Origin of the sequence: Paenibacillus sp. FSL H8-0104 (assembly GCF_038050215.1) — a bacterium.
Taxonomy (GTDB): domain Bacteria; phylum Bacillota; class Bacilli; order Paenibacillales; family Paenibacillaceae; genus Paenibacillus; species Paenibacillus amylolyticus.
Map to the genome: position 1 here is coordinate 4,871,271 of NZ_JBBOTC010000001.1, position 22,672 is coordinate 4,893,942.

The following is a 22,672-nucleotide window of genomic DNA, read 5'->3' on the forward strand; positions in this document are numbered from 1 at the left end:
ATACTTGATTGGAACGAAAATCATACGATTAATTCTTTTTACTGCGCACTTCGAAAATAGCAAATTTCAGGTAATGTCCTTCATCCACACCCAAAATTTGTGGGTGATCCTTACCGGCTGCCTTCCAGTCGATCAAACGAAGCACTTTGCCTGCATCTTCTGCTGCATCAGCAATCGTATCTAGAAATAAGTCTGGACGCATGTGATACGAACAGCTGGCTGTTACCAAATATCCACCCTCATTGACCAGTTTCATTCCTTGCAGATTGATATCTTTATAACCGCGACATGCACCTTTAACTGCTGATTTCGTTTTGGCAAATGCAGGAGGATCAAGGATGACCACATCAAATGTTTTACCGCCAGCTGCCAGCGCTTTGGATGTATCCACTTTCTGTTCGGCTGCACGTGCACGTGCGGTACGTTCATCCAGTCCCTTCACTTGTTCACGCAAGTACTGGAATGCATCAGCAACTACGAATTCAACCCGGTCAGTGAAACCGTTCAGCTCCACATTTGTTCGTGCACTCTCAATGGCATGCTCCGAAATATCAAGACAAGTCACTTTTTTAGCTCCATATTTGCAAGCATTCAACGTAAAGCTGCCCGTGTGTGAGAAACACTCCAGTACAGTGGCACCATCCCAATATGGGAATGTAACTACTTTACCACTTTTATTCACAGGCAAGAGCTGCTCTGTGCCATCCTGCTCGGTCGTTTGTAGTGTGATTCCACTCTTGTAGCCCCAACCCTTCATAAGCGGTTCAATGGCTGCACGATTCTCGCGTTGGTCGAAGAAGTAACCTGTCTTCTGCCCTTCCACGATATCCACTTTAATGAGTAGTCCATTCTCTGTAACCGTGACATGTCTTGGGCAATCTCCGTACAGTGGACCTTTGGTCTGCTCCAAACCTTCCAGTTCACGAATCGAGACATCACTGCGCTCGTATATACCTTCCGGCTGCATTACTTCAATGAGTGCCTGTACGATGGCTTCACGGCAACGATCCATGCCAAGTGTAAGCAACTGTACAACGAGAATGCTGCCGAATCGGTCAACGATTAATCCTGGCAGAAAATCAGCTTCGCCGTAAACGAGACGGTATGCCTCTCCATCCTGGATAAAACGTTCCCGGTGACGCAAGCAATCGCGGAAACGCGCTGCAAAAAACGCGGTGTCCATCTGTTCGGACTCCAGAGGTTGATACGCTACAACCCTTACAGTGATCTGAGATGCAGGATTGTAATAACCTGTCGCCAGATAGCGACCTTGATGATTCAATACATTGACCAGATCTCCCGGTTCCGGGTTTCCGTCAACAGAGGCAATTTCATTGTTAAATATCCATGGATGTGCATGTTCAAGCCGCTTTTTGCGACTGCGTTCGAGTGTAACTGATGGCAAGGTAGATCCACTTCTTTCATAGTTAGTTAAAAAGATAGGTTTGGTGCGGCGCGTAGGTGGCGTTTCGGTTACGAATCGATCTTCCGATCGCTGTTGTCTCCAGATTTTTTTGATTCCCTTTTTTAAAGGGAAAATCCGGAGGCAAAGGCGCACGCTTCGCTTCTTCAGATTCGATTTCGTCCCCTCCACTACGTTTGCACGAATCACCGTATCTTTTGAATTGGGGTGGCACAATTAGGTGGCGCTACGGCGACGAATTGTTCCTCTGATCGCTGTTATCCCCGGATTTTCCCTTTTCTCAAAGGGAAAATCCGGGGATAAAGGCGCACGCTTCGCTTCTTCGGTAACAATTTCGTCTTCTTCGCTACGTTTGCACGAATCACCGTATCTTTCGAATTGGGGTGCAGCAGTTAAGTGACGTTCCGGTTACGAATCACCGTATCTTCCGAATTGGGGTGGGGTAATTTAGGTCGCTTCCCTCTGAATTCCTTTAGGCTTGTCATGGTTGTCTTTTCTTACTCATAGGATGAGTTAAGGAACCGGATGGAAGGAATGATATTTCTATGTTTAGAGATGTTATATTGCCCTTACTCTATGGGCTTATTATCTTTTTTGGTGGCATGAAGCTGATGGAAACGGCCTTGCAGCGCATGGCAGGGCCCATGTTGGCAGATTGGCTCAATCGTGCCACCTCTGCTCCATGGAAAGGCATGGCCTTCAGTGCAGGTGCAACGGCCCTGTTACAGAGCAGTACTGCGGTCACCGTACTCACCATTGGACTGGCTAATGCCAGATTAATTACCTATGGACGAACACTTGGCATCATCCTCGGCACCAACATCGGGACATGCCTGACGACGGAGCTGGTGGGACTGCAGATCGGACGTGCTTCCCTACCGCTACTCGTCCTGTCGCTAACGGGCTGGGCCATGTTTGTTGTTCTTGGTGAACGCAATCTGGCCGCTCCTGAACGCACGCGTCAGACTCTGTTTAACATCCAGTACAGTTTCCTCGCAGCTGCGGGATTTGCACTTGTTATGACAGGCATTCAGGTGATGCAATCCATTGCCTTACCCTTGCGGAGCATGGGCGTATTTCAATGGTTTCTCGACCGCTCGGCCGACAGCTTGTGGTGGGGCTTCCTGGCAGGTGCCTGTCTGACAGCGCTCATTCACAGCAGCGCAGCTGTCATTAGCATGGCGATTACGCTGGCAGCCACAGGGGTATTGCCTGTGGAGATCGGCATCGCCATTGTGATCGGGTCCAATGTGGGGACCTGCATCACCGCTGTGATTGCTGCCGCGGGCGGAGCATCCGCAGGCAAATTTGTCGCAGCCTCCCATGTTGTATTAAACATTGCGGGAGCGTTGCTGTTTATGCCGCTGATCGGCCAGCTGCATGCAGCTTCGGCCTGGCTGTCAGCGGACAACGGGGCACAGATTGCGCATGCCCAGACCCTTTTTAACATCACCAGTTCACTGCTTGCTTTGCCATTTTGTTACTTGCCAATCTGGCACAAAAAACCACCGGTCCACGCCCCCGCGGCGAAGTCACCCGTGGCTTGATGATCTGTCTATCCAGACCCACAGAGCTCGCGGCTAACTGACTCGAACAATAGTGCGTTATACGTTAATGCCTAACTTGTTCAGGGCTACACGCAAGATATCATCGTTATTATCATATCCGCTCTGCTGCTGTAAGGACCATGCTTCTTCCGGAGCATACCAATCCACACCCTTGATTTCTTCAATCTGAGGCTGTAGATCACCACTCTCGGCTTCAACGAGATAATAATGAACTTCCTTGTCCACCGGGCCAAAGTCTGCATGTTGGTACGTGTAAGCAATGATATCAACCGGCTCTACAATGCGGCCCACCATACCTGTCTCTTCCAAAATCTCGCGCAGTGCCGTCTGTTCAATTGTTTCTCCATCTTCCATTTTGCCCTTGGCGAGAGTTGTTTTACCATAACGATCTACGATAAGCTGAATTTGAAGACGTCCGTCTTCCCCTGTTCTATAAACAACTCCGCCTGCTGAAATTTCTTTTTTGTTCATCGTGCTCTCCCCCATCAACTTCGATATCTTTATCTTATTTTTTTGCAAAAGAAGGACCTCATCTCCCCGGGTAAGCTCCCCAAGGAAATGAAATCCTTGTTTCTGACGCCTCGATTACATCGCGGCGGACTTAAGATTCTCTTCCAAAACACGTACCAGCGTAGCCTGACTCTCGTTGACGCCGGCTTCAACCACTTTGACTCGGCACACTTTACCGACCATATCCATCGTTCCATCAAAGACCAGTTGAATGTAGTTGTCGCTATAACCGTGCAGCTTGCCACTTCCCTCGCGGCCTTTTGCTTCACCTTCGGGAATAACATCCAGTACCTGTCCGACAAACTGCTCAGCGTACTCCAGCTGCATCTGCTCAGACAAGTCAATCAGTTCATGCACACGTGCATTTTTGACTTCTTCGTCCACCTGATCTTCCATTCGTGCTGCTGGTGTACCCGTACGCTTGGAATAAGGGAATACATGCATTTCGGAAAAACCGATCTTCCGCATCAACTCATAGCCATTACGGTACATCTCATCCGTCTCACCTGGAAATCCAACAATGATGTCTGTTGTAATCGCTACATCCGGCATTGCTTCCCGAATGCGAAGCATCTTGTTGTAAAACTCTTCTGTCGTATATTTGCGGCGCATGCGTTTCAACACCGCATCATCACCCGCTTGCAGCGGAATATGGAAGTGACGAACGAGTTTATCCGAACGTTTGATCACGTCGAGCATGCGGTCATCGATCTGACTGGCTTCAATCGAGCTGATTCGAATACGCTCCAAACCCTCTACCTTATCCAAATCCCACAGTAGATCCGTCAGATCATAGTTCTCCATGTCATCGCCATACCCACCTGTATGAATACCAGTCAGAACAATCTCCTTGTATCCGGCGTGTACAAGTTGATGCGCCTGTTGAATAATGCTGTTCGCCTCACGGCTGCGTGAGAGACCACGAGACCACGGAATAATGCAGAATGTACAGAAGTTATTGCAACCATCTTGAATTTTTAGGAAAGCTCGGGTACGATCAGCAAAATCAGGTACATCCATTTCTTCAAACACACGGGTTTTCATAATATTACGCACCGCATTAACCGGTTGACGGGACTCCTGAATTTCATTAACATATGGCAAAATCTTGTCACGGTCCTGTGTACCGATAACCAGATCCACCCCTGGGATGTCCAGAATCTCTGCCGGAGAAGTCTGCGCGTAGCAGCCTGTAACGGCCACAATCGCCTCCGGGTTGCGCCGAATGGCACGACGAATAATTTGACGGCTCTTTTTGTCGCCGGTATTGGTTACTGTACAAGTATTAATCAAGTATACATCCGCTGTCTGTTCATCAAAGTCCACTTGATCGTAACCTTCGTTTTTGAACAATTGCCAAATCGCCTCTGTATCATAGAAATTAACTTTGCAGCCTAAGGTGTAAAACGCCACGGATGGCATAATTACATTCCTCCCATTTCTCCGGATTCATATAGCACGCAAGTTAGTGCTGCCATTCCAGCTGTCTCAGCACGCAAAATGCGTTTGCCCAGTCCAACAGATACAGCACCTGCCTGATCAGCCTCTGCCGTCTCCTTCTCAGAAAATCCACCTTCCGGTCCAACCACGATCAATACTTCTGCACTTGCACCAGGTGCAAGTTGCTCTACAAACGGCTTCAGTGCATCTCTCAGCTGTTTACCGTTTTCTTTCTCATAACAATAACATACCAGGCTATAGCCCTCAAAAGAAGATAACAGCCCTTTCCAGGAAAGCGGCTGCTCAACGGATGGAATACGATTCCGGTGACTCTGTTCGGCAGCTTCCTTGGCAATTTTCCGCCACCGCTCCAACCGTTTGCCTTCTTTCTTGGCATCATATTGCACAATCGTACGCTCTGATAGGAAGGGTACAAATGATACCGCCCCAATCTCAGTACATCTCTGGATGACTGTTTCCATCTTGTCACCCTTGGGTAAACTCTGTGCCACGGTTACACGAATCCGTGCTTCATGGTCCATCTCGATAGGTTCCACAATATTGGCTGTCACTTGGCCAACTTCAATACTCTCAATTTCCACGAGTGCTTCTCTGGAGTTTCCGTCACTGACAATCAGTTTATCTCCAGGTTTACCACGCATGACCTTGCCAATATGGCGTGCATCATCACCTGTGATGATCACAGCGTGTTCATTAAACTGTTCTGCAGATACAAAATATCGCTGCATAAGTCAATCCACCCATTCTGTCCTGTTATGACTGGAATTCACCCCGCCTGATGGTAGGCGTGAATCCAATCGCCACAGATGATCATACAACTTTTACGTGTTTCTGACCAGTATATCCGTCCAAAACACGATACGCTTTTAGCGATATAATTCAATAATCACCTTTGCCAGATCCACATACATCGTTTGCGCAGACTCATACAAAGGTTGAATCGTCACATTTTGCAACGGAGGTATAACAAGAATCAATAGGAAGATAAAAATAGACCATTGCTCCACCCCTTGCAGCTTGCGGCTGATTGAAGGTGGCAGTAGATCCTCTAGGATCCGATAACCATCCAGTGGTGGCAACGGAATCAAGTTAAACAGGAACAGGAAAAAGTTGGTTAAGTTAAAGATAGCGAAAAACGTCGTGATTGCTGTGAGCAGACGCTCATTATCAATCCCACCGAGTGCTCCCGAACCAACCAGTGAAGCATAGATGATTGTACCGATGATCGCGAGCAAAAGATTGCTCAGAGGCCCTGCTGCAGATACGATGATGCCCATCAATCTAGGTTTGTCGAAGTTAGCCCGATTAACGGGAACTGGACGTGCCCAACCAAAACCGGCAATAATGAGTAGCAGCACACCTAACAAGTCAAAGTGTACAACCGGATTCAGCGTGACCCGACCCAACAGCTTCGCTGTTGGATCACCAAATTTGTTAGCAAAATACGCATGCGAGAATTCATGCACCGTAAATGCGATCAGAATGGTCAGCAGGAAAAACGGAAGCTGATCGATCGGATAACGAAAGAACGAATTCCAAAAGTCCATACGTTACCCCTTTCTGGCTACAAACGCCAGCCAATCCTCATCACGGTGGATCGCACTCACTTCAAACCCCGAGGCTACAAGTGCATCATGCACAACCTGCTCTTTGTTCTTCCAAATGCCGGATACAATATAGGTGCCACCAGACTCAAGCGCATTATAGACATCGTCTACGAACAACAAAATGATCTCAGCCAGAATGTTCGCCACGACAACCTTAACCGGCAGTTGTACACCAAGTGCAGGGTCCTGACTCCCAAGGACGGACAACAGATCACTCTCTTTAACCGTAATTTGTTGCTCCAGCCCATTCAGTTCCACATTCTCCCTGGCACTAATTACGGCAACTGGATCAAGATCGAGCGCCAGTACATGTTTTGCCCCAAGTTTTATCGCTCCAATAGCCAAAATACCAGAGCCTGTACCTACGTCAATAACTTCCTCGCCGCCCTGAATAACCGTTTCCAGTGTGCGCAAGCAGAGTGAGGTCGTTGGGTGGGTTCCTGTACCAAAAGCCATGCCTGGATCAAGCTCAATAATTTTCTCATCCGGACTTTCAGGCGTATACTCTTCCCAAGTTGGCTTGATCGTCAAACGTTCCGATACACGTACCGGCTTGAAATATTGTTTCCAGGCTGTTGCCCAGTCATCTTCATCCACTGTACGCGTCTCATAACGAACCTCACCTGTATCAATTCCGAATTCGGAGAGTTCCTCAACTCTCGGATTAACTTCTGACTGTAATGCAACCATATCCGTACCTTCGGAGAAGTACCCTTTGATGACTGCAAAGCCTTCCGGAATATCATTCAAAGGAACGTCGTATAACTCACCATATGTCGTGTCCCGTTTTTTATTTAAAGTACCGGACTCTTCAATCGAAACCCCTCCAGCACCCGCTTCATGTAAAAAATTCGAAATCATCTCCACAGCTTCTTCTGTGGTATGTATTGTTAGTTCATGCCATAACATACTTGGTTTTTCCTCCTCATTTTTCAAACATCCCAACTATTGTACTACACAAGCTAGCCGGAGCACAAAGCCGCACCAGTAAAAGAAAAACAAAACAGGATATCCGCAGCCTGACTGCTCGAATATCCTGTCATCTATTCATACATATCTGTTTTATTTACTTCAGCATTTTGCATAATTTGAATCTCACTTAACAAAAACGCCCACCATTCTGCGTGATCATCTCTGCGGCTTGCGGGAGCGAATCGTTGGATACGGACACGGTTAGCAAAATTTCTTGTTTTAGCCTGTTGACCGAGTCCTCTTTGGGTGTATCATACACCTGACCATTGGACAACATTTCCGTTTCATCACTAATCAGGGCAAGTACATTTAGTTCGCCACTAAATCCTCCAACGACGGCCGTAGGAGAATTATCGGAGCCCGTAACATCGTTTGAGTCCAATGCAGAAGCTTCATTGCCAAGGCTCTCAATACTCAATTGGTTCGGGTGCAGCAATTCCAGGGCTCTGCGTGCAGACTCGGCCTCAGTCCAGCTTGTAAAAACAGCTTCGAGGGTCACTGCCGAGCGATCTTCAGTCATGAAGCTCCCGTCCCTGTCGTCGATCAGCCGCTTCACTGCGGCGTAGTGCTTCTATATCTTCATGATCCGCAGCTTCAGCGCTGAATTCCACGTCCTCATTTTTCGCGGATTGCATACGTTTCATCTTTTCCGTTTTTGTTAAGATCTTGCCTGGACGTTCATGTTCTGCCATTGTAATGCTCCTCCTTCATATTGGGAAACTAGATCATTCCACCGGCTTGTTCGATAATAGACATAGCGCGGTGATGTACCGATTCATCTACGATGACAGTTAGTAATACATCTCTTCCTGTAGGTCCACCCTGTCCACCATCACTCATGCCGCTTGCAGAAGGGTCCGCCGCAGCCATGATTCCAGCACTGGCATTTGTTTGCATCGAATCGGGCACCCATGATGAAAAACTGCCGGAAACGCCCGGCTTGTAGGAAGCCCCGCTTGGTCCTACACCCGCATATCGGCTGAATCGATTAATCGACAGGTCCTCCACTCGCAATGCCTCCAGTTTTTTGGCCGCCCCTTGAGCCTGCTCCGGGCTGTGAAAGTACGCCAAAATATTTTTCTCGGTCATCCGCTTCACCTGCTTTCCTAATTTCTCGCATATCAGCTATGCATATCATTCTCGCCATGCTATCTTTCCGCAAGTTCGCTCAGAATATACCGAAATGCTCCCACAAATTGCTGTCGTGCTTCGTAGCATAAATCCATGGATTTTTCGAAAACCACTCAATCAGTAAAAAAAGGCGTACAAAAAAGGACACCCCGCGGTAAAAACCGCTGTGGTGTCCTTTTGGACTTGCTTTATTTTATTCTCAGTCGCCGCGGAAGGCGCGTTTCACTCTATCAAAGAAAGATTGTTCATGCTCATGTGTTTGCTCTCCATCCAGCGAAGCAATTTGGCGAAGCAGATCTTTCTGCTCGTCATTCAGCTTACTAGGTGTAACCACAACCACTTTCACATGCTGATCCCCTTGCCCCATACCGCGCAGGCGTGGTACACCTTTGCCTTTGAGGCGGAAATACGTTCCCGTTTGTGTACCAGCTGGTACTTTCAACTTCACTTTCTCGGTCAACGTTGGGATCTCAACTTCATCTCCCAGAGCTGCCTGAGCAAAGGTAAGTGGGATTTCGCAATAAATATCGTCGCCTTCACGCTCGAAGAAATCATGTGATTTCACGCGAATGACAATATACAGATCTCCCGCTGGTCCGCCACGCAGGCCGCCTTCGCCCTCACCTGTCATACGCAGTTGCGCGCCATCATCTACACCCGCTGGAATGCGGACATGGATTTTGCGTTGCTTGCGGACTTTACCGCTGCCACTGCACGTTGTACATTTTTCTTTGATAATTTGGCCCGAACCGCTACAGTTCGAACATGCACGACGATTAACCATACGACCAAACGGTGTATTTTGCACGACTTCCTGCTGACCGCTACCTTGGCAGACCGAGCAGGTTTCCGGTTTCGTTCCAGGTTTGGCACCTGAGCCATGACAGGTATCACAGCCTTCGGTACGCGGAATCGTAATATCGGTTTCTTTACCGAATACAGCTTCCTTGAACTCTATTGTCATCGTGTACTGCAGATCATTCCCCCGTTGCGGAGCATTTGGATCACGTCGTCCACCGCCACCCCCGCCAAAGAACATGTCGAAGATGTCGCCAAATCCGCCGCCGCCAAAATCACCGCCACCACCGAATCCACCTTGATTCGGATCGACATGACCATATTGATCATATTGTGCACGCTTCTGACCGTCACTCACTACGTCGTAAGCTTCTTTAACTTCTTTAAATTTAGCTTCCGCATCAGCAGCCTTGTTTACGTCAGGGTGATACTGACGGGCAAGCTTACGGTAAGCCTTTTTAATTTCATCGTCGTTAGCCGTTTTACTAACGCCAAGCACCTCATAATAATCACGCTTTTCAGCCACTCTTCCACCCCCATATCATTCACCATATCGCACATCGTGACAAAAGGAAAGCCAAAGCGCGGGAGCCCCGGCTATGACTTTCCCTCTAATTCGAACGTCACCGATGTTTAATTCGCGTAGAACTACGAATTAGTTTTGTTTTTTATCTTCATCCACAACTTCGTAATCAGCGTCTACGACGTTGTCACGTTTAGCAGAACCTTGTTGTTGCTCTTCAGCACCTTGTGCTTCTTGCTCTTGCGCCTGAGCTTGCTCATACAGTTTCACGGACAGTTGTTGAACGATCTCTGTCAGTTCTTCTGTAGCAGCTTTGATATCTTCCAGGTTGTCGGAAGCCAGAACGCCTTGCAGTTTTTCTTTGGCAGCATTCGCTTTTTCAACTTCGCCAGCATCTGCTTTTTCGCCAAGATCTTTGATCGTTTTGTCAACAGAGTAGATCAATTGATCTGCACTGTTTTTCGCTTCAACGAGTTCTCTGCGTTTTTTATCTTCTTCAGCGTGCAACTCAGCATCTTTCATCATTTGCTCAACTTCAGCATCGCTCAAACCGCTGGAAGAAGTGATTGTGATTTTTTGAGTTTTGTTCGTACCTTTATCTGTTGCTGATACGTTAACGATACCGTTGGCATCAATATCGAAGCTAACTTCGATCTGTGGAACGCCACGTGGAGCTGGTGGAATATCACCCAACATGAAACGTCCAAGCGATTTGTTACCTGCTGCCATCTCACGCTCACCTTGCAGAACATGAATCTCAACGCTTGGTTGATTGTCTGCATATGTGGAGAACACTTGAGATTTGCTTGTAGGGATCGTTGTGTTACGCTCGATCATTTTAGTGAATACGCCACCCGCTGTTTCGATACCCAGGGACAATGGCGTTACGTCGAGCAATACAACGTCTTTCACGTCACCTGTCAGTACGCCCGCTTGTACAGCAGCGCCCAAAGCTACAACTTCATCCGGGTTAACGCCTTTGTGTGGCTCTTTACCCGTCAGTTTTTTGATCGCTTCTTGTACTGCTGGAATACGTGTCGAACCACCAACCAATACGATCTTGTCGATATCGTTAGGCGTCATACCCGCATCACTCAATGCACGACGAGTTGGTTCAAGCGTACGCTCAACCAGACCTTCAGAGATTTCTTCAAATTTCGCACGGCTCAGGTTCAACTCCAAATGCTGAGGAACGCCATCAGCAACTGTGATGAACGGCAAGGAGATCGTTGTAGTCAATACGCCGGAAAGTTCTTTTTTCGCTTTTTCCGCTGCATCTTTCAAACGTTGAACCGCTGCTTTATCTTTACTCAAGTCAATGCCTTGATCTTTTTTGAATTCACTTACGAGGTAATCAATGATCACTTGGTCAAAGTCATCCCCGCCTAGTTTGTTGTCCCCGCTAGTTGCTTTAACTTCGAAGAAGCCATCACCCAGTTCAAGAATGGATACGTCGAACGTACCGCCACCCAGGTCATATACGAGGATCGTTTGGTCTTCGGATTTCTCCATACCGTATGCCAAAGCTGCTGCTGTTGGCTCGTTGACGATACGCAGAACTTCCAAACCTGCAATTTTACCCGCATCTTTAGTCGCTTGGCGCTGACTGTCATTGAAGTAAGCTGGTACAGTGATAACTGCTTGAGTTACCGTTTGACCCAGATAAGCTTCAGCATCGGATTTCAATTTTTGCAGAATGATTGCAGAGATCTCTTGTGCGGAGTAGTCTTTGCTATCGATTGTTTCCTTGTGGGAAGTACCCATGTGACGTTTGATCGACATGATGGTACGATCCGGATTGGTGATGGCTTGACGTTTTGCTGTTTCACCAACAACGCGCTCTCCATCCTTTTTGAAACCAACTACGGATGGAGTTGTACGTGCGCCCTCCGGATTTGGAATTACGACAGCCTCGCCGCCTTCCATTACTGCTACGCATGAGTTTGTTGTTCCTAAGTCAATACCAATTACTTTGCTCATCCGAAAATTTCCTCCCTCAACAATTTAAAATGAATGGGTCTGATCTGACCCTTATTTAGATGTTCATGTTGCTAATCGTGCTCTATGTGTACAAACCTTTATATTAAACTTCGCCCACATTGTTCAACCATGGAGCCGACTCATTCCTTCCTATAAGGAATTTATGAGCTGACTTTAACCATAGCTGGACGAAGCACTTTATCTTTCAGCATGTAGCCTTTTTGGACTTCCTCAACAACGATACCTTCTTCGTACTCGTCGCTCTCCACTTGCATAATTGCTTGGTGGAATTCAGGATTGAACGGTTGTCCTACCGATTCCATAGCCGTCAGACCTTCATTATTCATCACGGTTTCCAATTGACGGAAAATCATTTGGATGCCCTTGGAGAAAGATTCGACCTCTGCTCCTTCCGGTACAGTAGCCATGGCGCGCTCGAAGTTATCAATAACCGGTACCAGTTCGGTGACCAGCTTCATCGAAGCGTATTTAGCCAATTCTTCTTTTTCCTTCTGCGTACGACGACGGAAGTTATCAAAATCAGCCTGTGCACGGACATAACGCTGTTGTTGCTCCTCAGCTTCTGCCTTCAGACGTGCAAGCTCATCCTGCTCCTGACCAGCCATCTCTTCAGCTTGTGCTTCTGCAGCGCCAGCTTCATTAATAGGCTCCTGCTCAGTTGCTGTTACCTCTTGTTCTTCTGTAAATGATTGCTCCTCTTTCAAGATGTTCACCTCCTTATACGAATGAAATGGTTCATTCCCGAATCTTATTTGAAACGATGTGTTAGCATCGCCGTCAAGTCACGGGATAGTGTATTTAAAATATGAATGACACGTGCATAATCCATCCGCGTGGGTCCTAGAATACCGATCGACCCCAAAGCCTCACCGTCCAATGAATAGGAGGCTGTAATCAGGCTGCAGTTGGCAAAGGCTTCATGATCATTCTCAGTGCCGATTCGCACTTGAATACCAGATCCACCCGGCACGGGCATCATCAATTTCATGAGTGTTGGTGTCTCTTCCAGCAGGTCAAGAATATCTTTTACCTTTTCGATATCTTTAAACTCCGGTTGAGTCAACATATTGGTGGCACCACTGAGGAACAGACGATTATCATGTTCGTTGTCAAAGGCACTGTTCAGCACCTGCATAACTTCCTCGTAACGTGTAATATGCCGTTCCATCTCTTGCCCAAGTTCGGTATAAAGACGGGATTTCAATTTGTAGATTGGTACGCCCACAAGCTTGGTATTTAACAAGCGAACCACATTTTCCATCTCGGCTACCGAGATTTCTGGTGGAATCTGAACCGTCTTGTTCTCCACTTGACCTGTATTGGTCACGATAATTGCCACAGCTTCACTCTCGTTCAACGGAAGCAATTGGAAGTGACGTAAGGACGTATGGAATACTTCCGGTCCAAGCAGGATCGAAGTATAATTCGTCATATGTGACAAAATATTGGATGCATGCTGAATAACTTGTTCCATGACGTTCAATTTTTCAGCGAAGAACGACTTGAGATCATCCAACTCCTGAGGCTCCACCTGATTCCAAGGGACCAAATGATCGACATAATATCGATAGCCTTTATGAGAAGGAATGCGTCCTGCCGATGTATGCGGCTGTTCCAGGAAACCCATATCTTCAAGGTCCGCCATTTCATTACGGATCGTCGCCGGACTGTATCCAACATCTCCCCTTTTGGAAATGCTCCGGGACCCTACGGGCTCAGCTGAACGGATATAGTCATCCACTATAGCGTTCAGAATCATTCGTTGACGCTCTGTTAACATGGTGAGTATCCCTCCTTCTGACTGTACTGTCCCATGTCGTTAGCACTCCGGTTAGATGAGTGCTAAGCGGTAATACAAAAATACCAAACTGACGTGAACATTGTCAAGTGAGTTTGATGAGTGGGCTCATCTATTTATAGTATAGACCAATGTCGACGAGTCCTAACAACTTTATTGAACATACTTTGAAGTAAAAAAGGACTGCATGTAGGGCAGAGGCTGACTCGGCTCGATTCATGCAGTCCATTCAGTTGTTATGCTGAAACGTTAAGCTCTTTTAATACCGCGATCTCATCGCAACAATCCTGCTTGCTGCAATGAACACAGTCGGTCCATACTTTCTCAGGGAAAATCTCTTTTTCCACCACGGCAAAGCCGTTTTTGAGGAAGAAGGATACTTCATATGTCAACGCCATAACCTTAGGAATCTGTTGTTTCTCTGCTTCTTCTACCAGTCGGTCCAGCAATCGGGAGCCAATACCGAGCCCTTTGTGTCCTTCCGAGATACCGAGTGATCTGACTTCCACCAAATCATTCCCCAGACGACAAAGCGATCCGCAACCCACCACTTCACCATCAACTTCGGCTACAACAAAGTGCTCCAGCTGTCGGTGCAGTATTTCCCGTGATCGCGGAAGCATGATCCCACGCTCTGCATAGCCCTTAATCATTTCATACAGTGGTTCAACATCTTCCGGCACGGCTTTTCTGCATATTACCGACATCCTGCTCTCCTCCTATTACCAAGCTTTCCAGAGGAAAGCTGACTTCGTAGTTGTTAAATTAACACGCTCTGTAAAATCAATATGAATAAATATACAACAGAGCGTATAGAATTTCAAGCTATGAATTCAGCGATAAGGACCCGATAAACTCCGCAAAAACGTCATTTCCGAACAGGATGCCCTGCTCGCTCAGTCGGAAGCCGTCTGCCGTCCGCTCAAGCAACCCTGCGTTCAACATTTTGCCCAAAGGCTTCGCAAACACTTCTTCCATGGACTCTCCGAACTGTTCGCTAAAGCGTGAGGCCGAAGCTCCCTCCAACATTCTCAGTCCAACCATCAGATAATCTTCCATAGCTTCCGGGCGAGCAATCTCAAAATGATCCAGACGAGGCAGTCCTGCTCGTGAAGCTTCAACATAAGGATTTATACCTTTAATATTCATATGCCGTTCGCGGCCCACATATCCATGCGCACCTGCACCCAGACCATAGTAGTCCTCATTACGCCAGTAGGTAATATTGTGACGACTCTCAAAGCCCGGCTTGGCAAAGTTACTAATCTCGTATTGTCCATAGCCCGCTTCTTTCATACGTCTCATTAATAGAAGATACATCTCCAGCTCATCATCTTCATGAGGAAGTGGTAACTGGTTCTTCTGATACAGGGTATGGAAAAGTGTATTCTCTTCCACTTTCAGGCTGTAGATGGAGTAATGCGGCAGATCCAGTTCCAGCGCTTTGTCGATACTCTCATTCAACATTTCAACAGTCTGGTTTGGCAAACCAAACATCAGGTCAATGGACAGGTTATTCAAGCCTGCTTTTCGAGCATTCTCCAAACTGCGGTATACATCATCCGTATTATGAATACGGCCAATGCCTGTCAGCAGATCATTCTGAAACGCCTGTACGCCAAAGCTGACACGGTTGACGCCGCCTTCTTTCATCGCAGCGAGTTTCTCCGCATCCGTTGTTCCCGGGTTGGCTTCCATCGAAAATTCAATATCGTCTGCCCAATTTGGGAAATACGTCTTCACGGAACGAAGAAATACGGCCATCTCATCCGGTTTCAGAGCTGTTGGCGTACCCCCACCTACAAATATCGTCTTGATCTCGCCCGGTGGATTGGCCTTAACTGTATGTTCCATCTCCCGTTCCAGCGCTTCGAGATATTGCATCACGGGCTGATCTTTCAGAACGTAAGAGTTAAAGTCGCAATAAAAACATTTATTCGTGCAAAAGGGAATGTGAAGATACACCGCTTGGGGCGCACCTGTCTTCCGGCTGTGTGCTGCCAATGTCATGGCAAGTCCCCCTCTATTTGAAAAAAGGAAAGCCATCCGGCTTCCCTTTCAGCTTAGTTATTTAATATTCTGTGTTGTAACCATGTTTGCAAGCAAACGTCCTACAATTCAATTTCGATACACACACTCTGTGATGTACCCGAGACAAAATATCGTTTATCCTTTCATACACAAATTATTGATGTACCAAAAGGATTCACGTGACGTTTGCAAGCAAACGTCCTAGTCATCAATTTTCAGTACCGCCATGAATGCCTCTTGTGGCACCTCAACGTTACCAACCTGCTTCATCCGCTTCTTACCTTCCTTCTGCTTCTCAAGCAGTTTCCGTTTCCGCGAGATGTCACCACCATAACACTTGGCAAGTACGTTTTTACGCATTGCTTTTACCGTCTCACGAGCAACAACCTTGGTACCTACAGATGCCTGAATTGGTACCTCGAACATTTGTCGTGGAATCAGCTCGCGCAGTTTCTCACAGACAATGCGTCCGCGGTTATAGGCACGGTCACGGTGAACGATGAAGGACAGAGCATCCACCTGTTCGCCATTGAGTACAATATCCATTTTCGCCAGATTGGACTGACGGTAACCGGACAGTTCATAATCCAGGGATGCATATCCTTTGGTACCGGATTTCAACTGGTCAAAGAAGTCATATACAATCTCGGACAACGGAATCTCATAGGTAATGGTAACCCGGGTTGTGTCCAGATATTCCATATTTACATATTCACCGCGTTTAGTCTGACACAGCTCCATAATGGTGCCTACATAATCATTCGGTACGATAATATCTGCCTTGACGTATGGTTCCTCGACGTAATCAATCCGTCCCACCTCAGGATAGTTGGATGGGTTGTCGATTTTCATCACTTCACCATTCGTTAAGGTAACGTGATAGATTACACTTGGTGCCGTTGTGATCAACGGAATGTTAAACTCCCGCTCGATCCGCTCCTGGATAACGTCCATGTGAAGCAGTCCAAGGAATCCGCAACGGAATCCAAAACCGAGAGCACTGGATGTTTCCGGTTCAAAGCTCAGAGACGCATCGTTCAACTGCAATTTCTCCAACGCTTCACGCAGATCAACATAGTCCGATGTTTCGATCGGATAGAGACCACAATACACCATTGGGTTAATTTTACGATAACCCGGCAAAGGTTCCAGTGTTGGATTTTTGGCATCCGTTACCGTATCCCCGACTTGTGTATCGCCAACATGCCGGATACCTGCAACGATAAATCCAACATCACCGACGTTCAGCTCGTCCACGATGGTCATACGAGGTTTGAACGCTCCAACTTCAATGACTTCAAATGATTTACCTGTTGCCATCATTTTGATTTTGGAACCGGATTTGATTTTGCCGTCAACAACACGCACATATACGATTACACCTTTGTACGGGTCGTAGTGCGAGTCAAAAATCAGCGCTTTCAAAGGCTGGTCAGGATCACCAGTTGGTGCTGGAACACTTTTCACCACTTGTTCCAAAATTTCTTTGATTCCGATTCCTGATTTGGCCGAAGCCAAAACCGCATTACTTGTGTCCAAACCAATAACATCTTCCACTTCCTGCTTCACCCGTTCAGGATCAGCGCTTGGAAGGTCAATTTTGTTGATAACCGGTAAAATTTCAAGATTGTTATCCAATGCCAGATACACGTTGGCAAGTGTTTGGGCTTCAATTCCCTGTGCCGCATCCACAACCAGCAGAGCACCTTCACATGCAGCAAGACTGCGTGATACTTCATACGTGAAGTCTACGTGTCCCGGTGTGTCAATCAGATTCAATAAATACTCTTCACCATCATCCGCTTTGTAAGTCAAGGCTACTGCTTGTAGCTTGATCGTTATTCCACGTTCACGTTCAAGGTCCATTTTATCCAGAACTTGTTCCTGCATTTCACGTGAAGTGAGCGCACCTGTGTGCTCCAAGATCCGGTCCGCAAGTGTTGATTTGCCGTGATCTATATGTGCAATAATAGAAAAGTTACGAATTTTACGTTGTCTTGCCCGAATGTCAGTCATTCCTTACCCCCAGAAACAGCCTAGTGTCAATCACTTCATTATAACAGTTGAAGCACAGTGCATCAATCCCGTGATGTCTCAACTTTATAATAAAGTGTCATCATGCACTCCCAGAGGTTATATTGTACCTTAAATTTATAGTATTTTATTCAGCAACGCCGCTAAAAAGAGAGACCACCCATTTGATTCCACTGTGTGAGAGATTTTGCAATAATCCAGCCGTTTTGTCTGCCAACACATCAACCGGAGCCTTATCTTGATCCGCCCCAAGCACTTGGCTTGGTGACTGAACAGGTACAAATGGTGGTTCTTTAATTTCCTTTTGGACAGGTGCAGTCGGAACAGATTCGGTCACCGATGAAGTTGGCTCAGTTCTCACAGCGGTTGACGTGCCGTCTGATGAATTACCCATATGAAAGTTGCTGCCAGCCAACTGCATTCCAAACAGCACACCCAGCAACATTAATACAGCGATGGATAACAGTCTTTTACCGAATCTGGACATATGCTTTGCCTCCTGTCACTCTCTACTATTTTTCCTTTTTACATATATGGTTCCTATCCACCCTGCGACGAGGTTTTGGCACTGGCTTTGTCCACCTTCTGATCTTCCCAATACACTTGGGCAATCATGTCTGCTAGAATCTTCGATGTCCGTTGGAGCTCAGCTCCTGTGTTGTCGATGCCACCAATCTCAATCAAAATGCTGTTGGGTGAAAGGGTTTGGTTATACTCTCCATTGTTGGCTCCTCCGCCATCTTTGCCCCACACACCACGGGATACCCCAGGATACTTGGCTTCCAGTTTCTTATGAATTTTCGCTGCAAAGGCTTCATTCTGCTGCCAATTTGGATTTTCATGTCCAATAATGAAATACACTTTGGCGTAGCCCAAGTCATTAATAGTGGTTGTTGTTTTGCCATGACGCTGTGAATCGCGATGAATGTCTATGAGATATGTCAGATCATCATTTTGAGCGAGTGCCGCTTTTACCGTTTGACGGGAGTATTTATAAGAATAGTTCCAGTTATAGTCCTTAACTTTAGTGGGGTAATCATCCTTGGCGTGTTCTACGCCGATTCCCAGCTTCTCCAGACTGTCTGAGAGGTAGGTTCCCACTTGAAACACATTGCCTGTTGATTTGCCTGATGATGGATTATCACTTTTCGTACCTAGCAGTGGATTGTAGCCTTCCCGTGGATGGGAATGATAGATAAGAATTGACTTTTTGCCTGTTGTCGGTGAGCCTGAATTGTCTTTCTCACCATTCTTTGCTGGGGGATCTTCTTTACCTTCTCCATCTCCAGGCTCACTCAACTCAGGTGGATCCGTATTATCCTGGCCTGGAGGAATGTGCAGCTCACTACCGGGTTTCCCTCCACCTGCGGAAGCCGTATCCGTAAGACCGGGACCGGGCTGATAATCTTCGGGAGCCTCGGCTTTTTCGTTACCAGATCCAGGACGGAGCAGAACAGGTTGGTTGGAACCCATGCCCGGCATTTCTCTCGCAATCAGGCTCTTTGGATCTTGAGGATTTACATTCGTTAGTAATTGGAAAACAAATGAGGTGAGATTTTCACCGGATATAGCTGAAGTCTGTTCCTTCTGGGTGAGATGGGGCATCTCCATACCGAGCATATCGACGAAAAAGCGGCTTGATACGGCACTCGCAAATCCTTTCATGGAAGAAACGGGTGAATTATTCAAGCGTTTCTCTGCCATTCCCCCGAGACCAAGTACGACAAAAAACAAAGCAGATATGATCATAAGCAACAACAACGTACGGCCCATGGCCAGCACGTGCAGACATCTTTTTTTCCACTTTCCAATATTCCAGGCCAATATCTTGTTCATTCTGCTGTCTCCTTCCCTGCTGGACAACTCTTATACTTCAACTCTATGAGCCCGCCCAATTTGATAGAACAGGAAAATGAAAGATTCCAAAAACAAAAAAAAAGAAAGTCCGATAGATTCGGACCTTCTTCTCAGCAGTTTTAAGTTTTAATGTGTATAGGCCGCTACGTTATCTGGATTCACAGCATCATGGAGTGCCGCGTTAAGTCCTGTAGCAATAACATTGGCAATTCCCTCAATAAACTCATCGATTTCCTTTGGGGTAACAATGAGGTCATGACCTAGTGGCTCCAGTACCTCTTTCACCAAACTCAAACGATCTTGCTCACCAATGTCGTCCAGCATACCCATGATCTGTTTGGTCTGATCCGTTTCCTGGCGGAAGTGTGAGCGCATCATCTCAATCACATTGTTCACAATGGTGGACGCATAACATACGGTTGGTACTCCGATGGCGATGCAAGGCACACCTAATATTTCACGAGTCAGGCCACGCCGTTTGTTCCCAATACCGGAACCAGGGTGAATACCAATGTCCGCTACCTGAATCGTTGTATTTACACGTTCCAAGGAACGGGAGGCCAGCGCATCAATCGCAATAATGGCATCCGGCTTGGTCCGATCTACAATCCCCTGTACGATGTCACTGGATTCAATGCCCGTTGTACCTAACACGCCGGGAGCAATCGCGCTGACTTCCCGATACCCTGGCGCAACCTGATCTGGCACCAATTCGAAATACTGACGCGTCACCATCAGATTTTCCACAACAAGTGGACCGAGTGAATCCGGAGTGACATTTAAGTTGCCCAAGCCAACAATCAAGACCTTGGAGGTTTTGTTAATTCCGGCCTTAACCATAAAATCTTCCATTTCACGTGTGAACTCGGCAGCAACTCGCTCCTGTAACTCGGTATCACCATTCCGTAGTGAAGGTACTTCCAAGGTGACATAGTGGCCTTTTACTCGACCAATAGCCGTAGCTGCTTCTTCAGTCAGGACATCAATACGTGTAATCGTAATGCCCTCTTTTTTCTCTACATCTTCCTGTAGTCCGGGAATCGTCTGTTTCTGTCCACCTTGCGCCATTTCCTTGGAGTCGATCGCCAAATCGGTACGAACTGTATAGTTTTGCAAATCCAGTGTCATTCTGTCCCTGCCTCCCTTACCGCATTTGAGCATATTGTGTGGGAAAAAGGGTTTCTTTATACAGCATGTCGAACATCGTAGGAATATCTGTTGCATTTTACATGCTAGCGTGATAGAATATTTTAAGTTGTGAAACGTTTGTATTCATGCAAATGCCTTACAGGAGGTGAATGTAATGCCAAACATCAAATCCGCTGTTAAACGCGTAAAAACGAGCGACAAGCGCCGCGCACTCAACGCTTCCCAGAAGTCTGCACTCCGTACAGCTGTTAAAGCTGCTGATGCTGCTCTGGTAAGTAACGAAGTTGATACTGCAAAAGCTGCGATTCAAGCTGCTTCCAAAAAGCTGGACAAGGCTGTAACTAAAGGTCTGGTTCATAAAAATGCTGCAGCACGCAAAAAGTCTCGCTTGGCGAAAAAACTGAACGCTCTTTCCGCACAAGCGTAAGAAGCGTTACTTATACGATCCAATGGAAAAATCCTGAACAGCATAGGCTTTCAGGATTTTTTAGTATCTGATTCGATAAGTATAAGACAAAGATAAAGCGACCTTTATTCCGATGATTTAACGATCATGGAGCAAAGGTCGCTTTGTTTGTTATTCACACTAGTAAGCTATTACGTTTCTTATCCATTCATGCACCAAGTCTCAATAAGAACAGCTCCAGACCAAGCACTTTATCCACCGCTCCTGTTTTCATCTGGTAATCCAGTTCGCTGAGGTGACTCAAAATCATTCTCAGACGTTCCGGCTGAAATTTCCGAGCTTGCTCACCTGCAATCTTAACAGCATACGGATGCAGACCTAGCTGACTGGCAATCTGCTGCTGGGAGTAACTTTGTTGGCCCAACTCTTTCACCTGGATCATGATCCGAAACTGGCGTGCGATTAGAGCCGCAATTTTAATCGGTTCTTCCCGCTGCTTCAGCAACTCATAGAAAAGAGCCAACGCTTTCTCCAGTCGCAAATTAGCGAGTTCCTCCACTAGCGAGAATACATTCTGCTCTGTACTACGGGCAACCAGTGACTCGATATCAGCACGTTTGATTGTCCCCCCATTACCCGCAAACAAACATAACTTATCTACTTCAGCAGACAGGGTCTGAAGACCTGTTCCTGCATAGCTGATCAACGTTTCCGCCGCTCCCGTCTCCAATGAAACATCCCGCTGCTTCGCAAGTTTTACTATCCAATTCAATAACTCTTCTCCACTGAGTGGAGCAAAAGCAAGAACTACTGCCTGTTTCTTGACAGCTTTCACCAGTTTCTTACGCTCATCCAGCTTATCCCCTTGGGCCAGGAAAACAATCGTACTGTAATCTGCCGGATTTTCCATATATGTAAGCAGACGATCAACCTGATGTTCAATCTTGGATTCTTTACCTGCGGTGAACAGGCTCGCATCCCTTACAATAATTAATTTGCGTGGAACCAGAAAAGGTACGGTCTCTGCTTCTTCAATAACGACCTCCACAGCCGTTTCAGACAAATCATATGGAATAATCGCAAAATCACGATGTTCTTCTTCAATAACCTGTTCTTTTAACATATCCGTAAATTGCTGTATCTGGTACTTCTCCGTTCCGTACAGCACATAGATCGGTGCCGTTTCTCCATTACGTATTGCCTTTGTTGCACTTTTTACATCCATTCACGGCGCCTCCTTATCCCTCTTATCCTACCAGAAAAAGCGCAAGACAACAAAGGGACCTTACATCCAGTTATGGATGAAGGTCCCCTGTCCTACATCTATATAAACGCTGACACCGGCAGTTCTAGAAAAAGCCGGTGCGCGGTCATACGACGTCAGTTGCTTGAACTGAGATAGG

22 protein-coding genes are annotated in these 22,672 nt (G+C 46.8%); 2 read left to right on the forward strand and 20 right to left on the reverse strand.

Annotation, left to right across the window (positions count from 1 at the left end; genetic code table 11):
- Positions 1-28 precede the first annotated feature (28 nt).
- Positions 29-1,405, reverse strand: coding sequence for a class I SAM-dependent rRNA methyltransferase (locus tag NST38_RS21635; RefSeq protein WP_076250690.1), 1,377 nt, complete (start codon positions 1,403-1,405; stop codon positions 29-31).
- 563 nt (positions 1,406-1,968) lie between these two features.
- On the opposite strand from NST38_RS21635, the gene NST38_RS21640 reads away from it, so the two are divergent.
- Positions 1,969-2,970 (forward strand): Na/Pi cotransporter family protein, encoded by a 1,002-nt coding sequence (locus tag NST38_RS21640; RefSeq protein WP_076250688.1) that lies wholly within the window; start codon positions 1,969-1,971, stop codon positions 2,968-2,970.
- Positions 2,971-3,027: 57 nt separating this feature from the next.
- Here the strand turns inward: NST38_RS21640 and NST38_RS21645 are convergent, their stop codons facing one another.
- The 18 genes from NST38_RS21645 to gpr form a co-directional block, all read right to left on the reverse strand.
- Positions 3,028-3,462, reverse strand: coding sequence for an NUDIX hydrolase (locus NST38_RS21645; RefSeq protein ID WP_036615070.1), 435 nt, complete (start codon positions 3,460-3,462; stop codon positions 3,028-3,030).
- A gap of 114 nt (positions 3,463-3,576) precedes the next feature.
- Positions 3,577-4,923: a tRNA (N(6)-L-threonylcarbamoyladenosine(37)-C(2))-methylthiotransferase MtaB gene (mtaB, locus tag NST38_RS21650; protein ID WP_076250686.1), complete on the reverse strand. Its 1,347-nt coding sequence runs from the start codon at positions 4,921-4,923 to the stop codon at positions 3,577-3,579.
- 2 nt (positions 4,924-4,925) lie between these two features.
- A complete protein-coding gene (locus NST38_RS21655) occupies positions 4,926-5,690 on the reverse strand; it encodes an RsmE family RNA methyltransferase (RefSeq protein WP_076250685.1) in 765 nt (254 codons plus the stop codon).
- Between the two features lie 138 nt (positions 5,691-5,828).
- Positions 5,829-6,509: a site-2 protease family protein gene (locus tag NST38_RS21660; protein ID WP_076250683.1), complete on the reverse strand. Its 681-nt coding sequence runs from the start codon at positions 6,507-6,509 to the stop codon at positions 5,829-5,831.
- 3 nt (positions 6,510-6,512) lie between these two features.
- Positions 6,513-7,478 (reverse strand): 50S ribosomal protein L11 methyltransferase, encoded by a 966-nt coding sequence (gene prmA / locus NST38_RS21665; protein ID WP_076250681.1) that lies wholly within the window; start codon positions 7,476-7,478, stop codon positions 6,513-6,515.
- 190 nt (positions 7,479-7,668) lie between these two features.
- Positions 7,669-8,061, reverse strand: a complete 393-nt coding sequence (locus NST38_RS21670; protein WP_076250680.1) for a hypothetical protein — start codon at positions 8,059-8,061, stop codon at positions 7,669-7,671.
- A complete protein-coding gene (locus NST38_RS21675; RefSeq protein ID WP_017687220.1) occupies positions 8,054-8,233 on the reverse strand; it encodes a YfhD family protein in 180 nt (59 codons plus the stop codon). Before NST38_RS21675 ends, NST38_RS21670 begins: the two co-directional genes overlap by 8 nt.
- Before the next feature lie 28 nt (positions 8,234-8,261).
- Entirely contained in the window at positions 8,262-8,630 is a 369-nt protein-coding gene (locus NST38_RS21680; protein ID WP_017687219.1) for a hypothetical protein, read from the reverse strand.
- 241 nt (positions 8,631-8,871) lie between these two features.
- Positions 8,872-9,996 carry a molecular chaperone DnaJ gene (gene dnaJ, locus NST38_RS21685; RefSeq protein ID WP_036615086.1) on the reverse strand — a complete coding sequence of 375 codons (1,125 nt, stop codon included), beginning with the start codon at positions 9,994-9,996 and terminating at the stop codon, positions 8,872-8,874.
- Between the two features lie 129 nt (positions 9,997-10,125).
- A complete protein-coding gene (dnaK, locus tag NST38_RS21690) occupies positions 10,126-11,973 on the reverse strand; it encodes a molecular chaperone DnaK (RefSeq protein WP_036615087.1) in 1,848 nt (615 codons plus the stop codon).
- Between the two features lie 161 nt (positions 11,974-12,134).
- Complete coding sequence (gene grpE / locus NST38_RS21695; protein ID WP_036668567.1) at positions 12,135-12,698, reverse strand: nucleotide exchange factor GrpE; 564 nt, start codon at positions 12,696-12,698, stop codon at positions 12,135-12,137.
- A gap of 44 nt (positions 12,699-12,742) precedes the next feature.
- Positions 12,743-13,774 carry a heat-inducible transcriptional repressor HrcA gene (gene hrcA / locus NST38_RS21700; RefSeq protein ID WP_036615092.1) on the reverse strand — a complete coding sequence of 344 codons (1,032 nt, stop codon included), beginning with the start codon at positions 13,772-13,774 and terminating at the stop codon, positions 12,743-12,745.
- A gap of 254 nt (positions 13,775-14,028) precedes the next feature.
- Positions 14,029-14,499 (reverse strand): N-acetyltransferase, encoded by a 471-nt coding sequence (locus tag NST38_RS21705; protein ID WP_017687214.1) that lies wholly within the window; start codon positions 14,497-14,499, stop codon positions 14,029-14,031.
- Between the two features lie 118 nt (positions 14,500-14,617).
- Positions 14,618-15,802 (reverse strand): radical SAM family heme chaperone HemW, encoded by a 1,185-nt coding sequence (gene hemW, locus NST38_RS21710; RefSeq protein WP_076250678.1) that lies wholly within the window; start codon positions 15,800-15,802, stop codon positions 14,618-14,620.
- Positions 15,803-16,024: 222 nt separating this feature from the next.
- Entirely contained in the window at positions 16,025-17,839 is a 1,815-nt protein-coding gene (gene lepA, locus NST38_RS21715; protein ID WP_074095901.1) for a translation elongation factor 4, read from the reverse strand.
- Positions 17,840-17,984: 145 nt separating this feature from the next.
- Positions 17,985-18,344, reverse strand: coding sequence for a hypothetical protein (locus tag NST38_RS21720; protein ID WP_076250677.1), 360 nt, complete (start codon positions 18,342-18,344; stop codon positions 17,985-17,987).
- Between the two features lie 53 nt (positions 18,345-18,397).
- A complete protein-coding gene (locus tag NST38_RS21725) occupies positions 18,398-19,693 on the reverse strand; it encodes a stage II sporulation protein P (protein WP_076250675.1) in 1,296 nt (431 codons plus the stop codon).
- A 147-nt stretch (positions 19,694-19,840) separates the two neighbouring features.
- Entirely contained in the window at positions 19,841-20,842 is a 1,002-nt protein-coding gene (gpr, locus tag NST38_RS21730; protein ID WP_036615103.1) for a GPR endopeptidase, read from the reverse strand.
- Positions 20,843-21,017: 175 nt separating this feature from the next.
- Here gpr and rpsT point away from each other — a divergent pair, with 175 nt between their 5' ends.
- Positions 21,018-21,290, forward strand: a complete 273-nt coding sequence (gene rpsT, locus NST38_RS21735; RefSeq protein WP_024628504.1) for a 30S ribosomal protein S20 — start codon at positions 21,018-21,020, stop codon at positions 21,288-21,290.
- A 187-nt stretch (positions 21,291-21,477) separates the two neighbouring features.
- Here rpsT and holA read toward each other — a convergent pair whose 3' ends face one another.
- Positions 21,478-22,494: a DNA polymerase III subunit delta gene (holA, locus tag NST38_RS21740; protein ID WP_036668560.1), complete on the reverse strand. Its 1,017-nt coding sequence runs from the start codon at positions 22,492-22,494 to the stop codon at positions 21,478-21,480.
- Positions 22,495-22,672 lie beyond the last annotated feature (178 nt).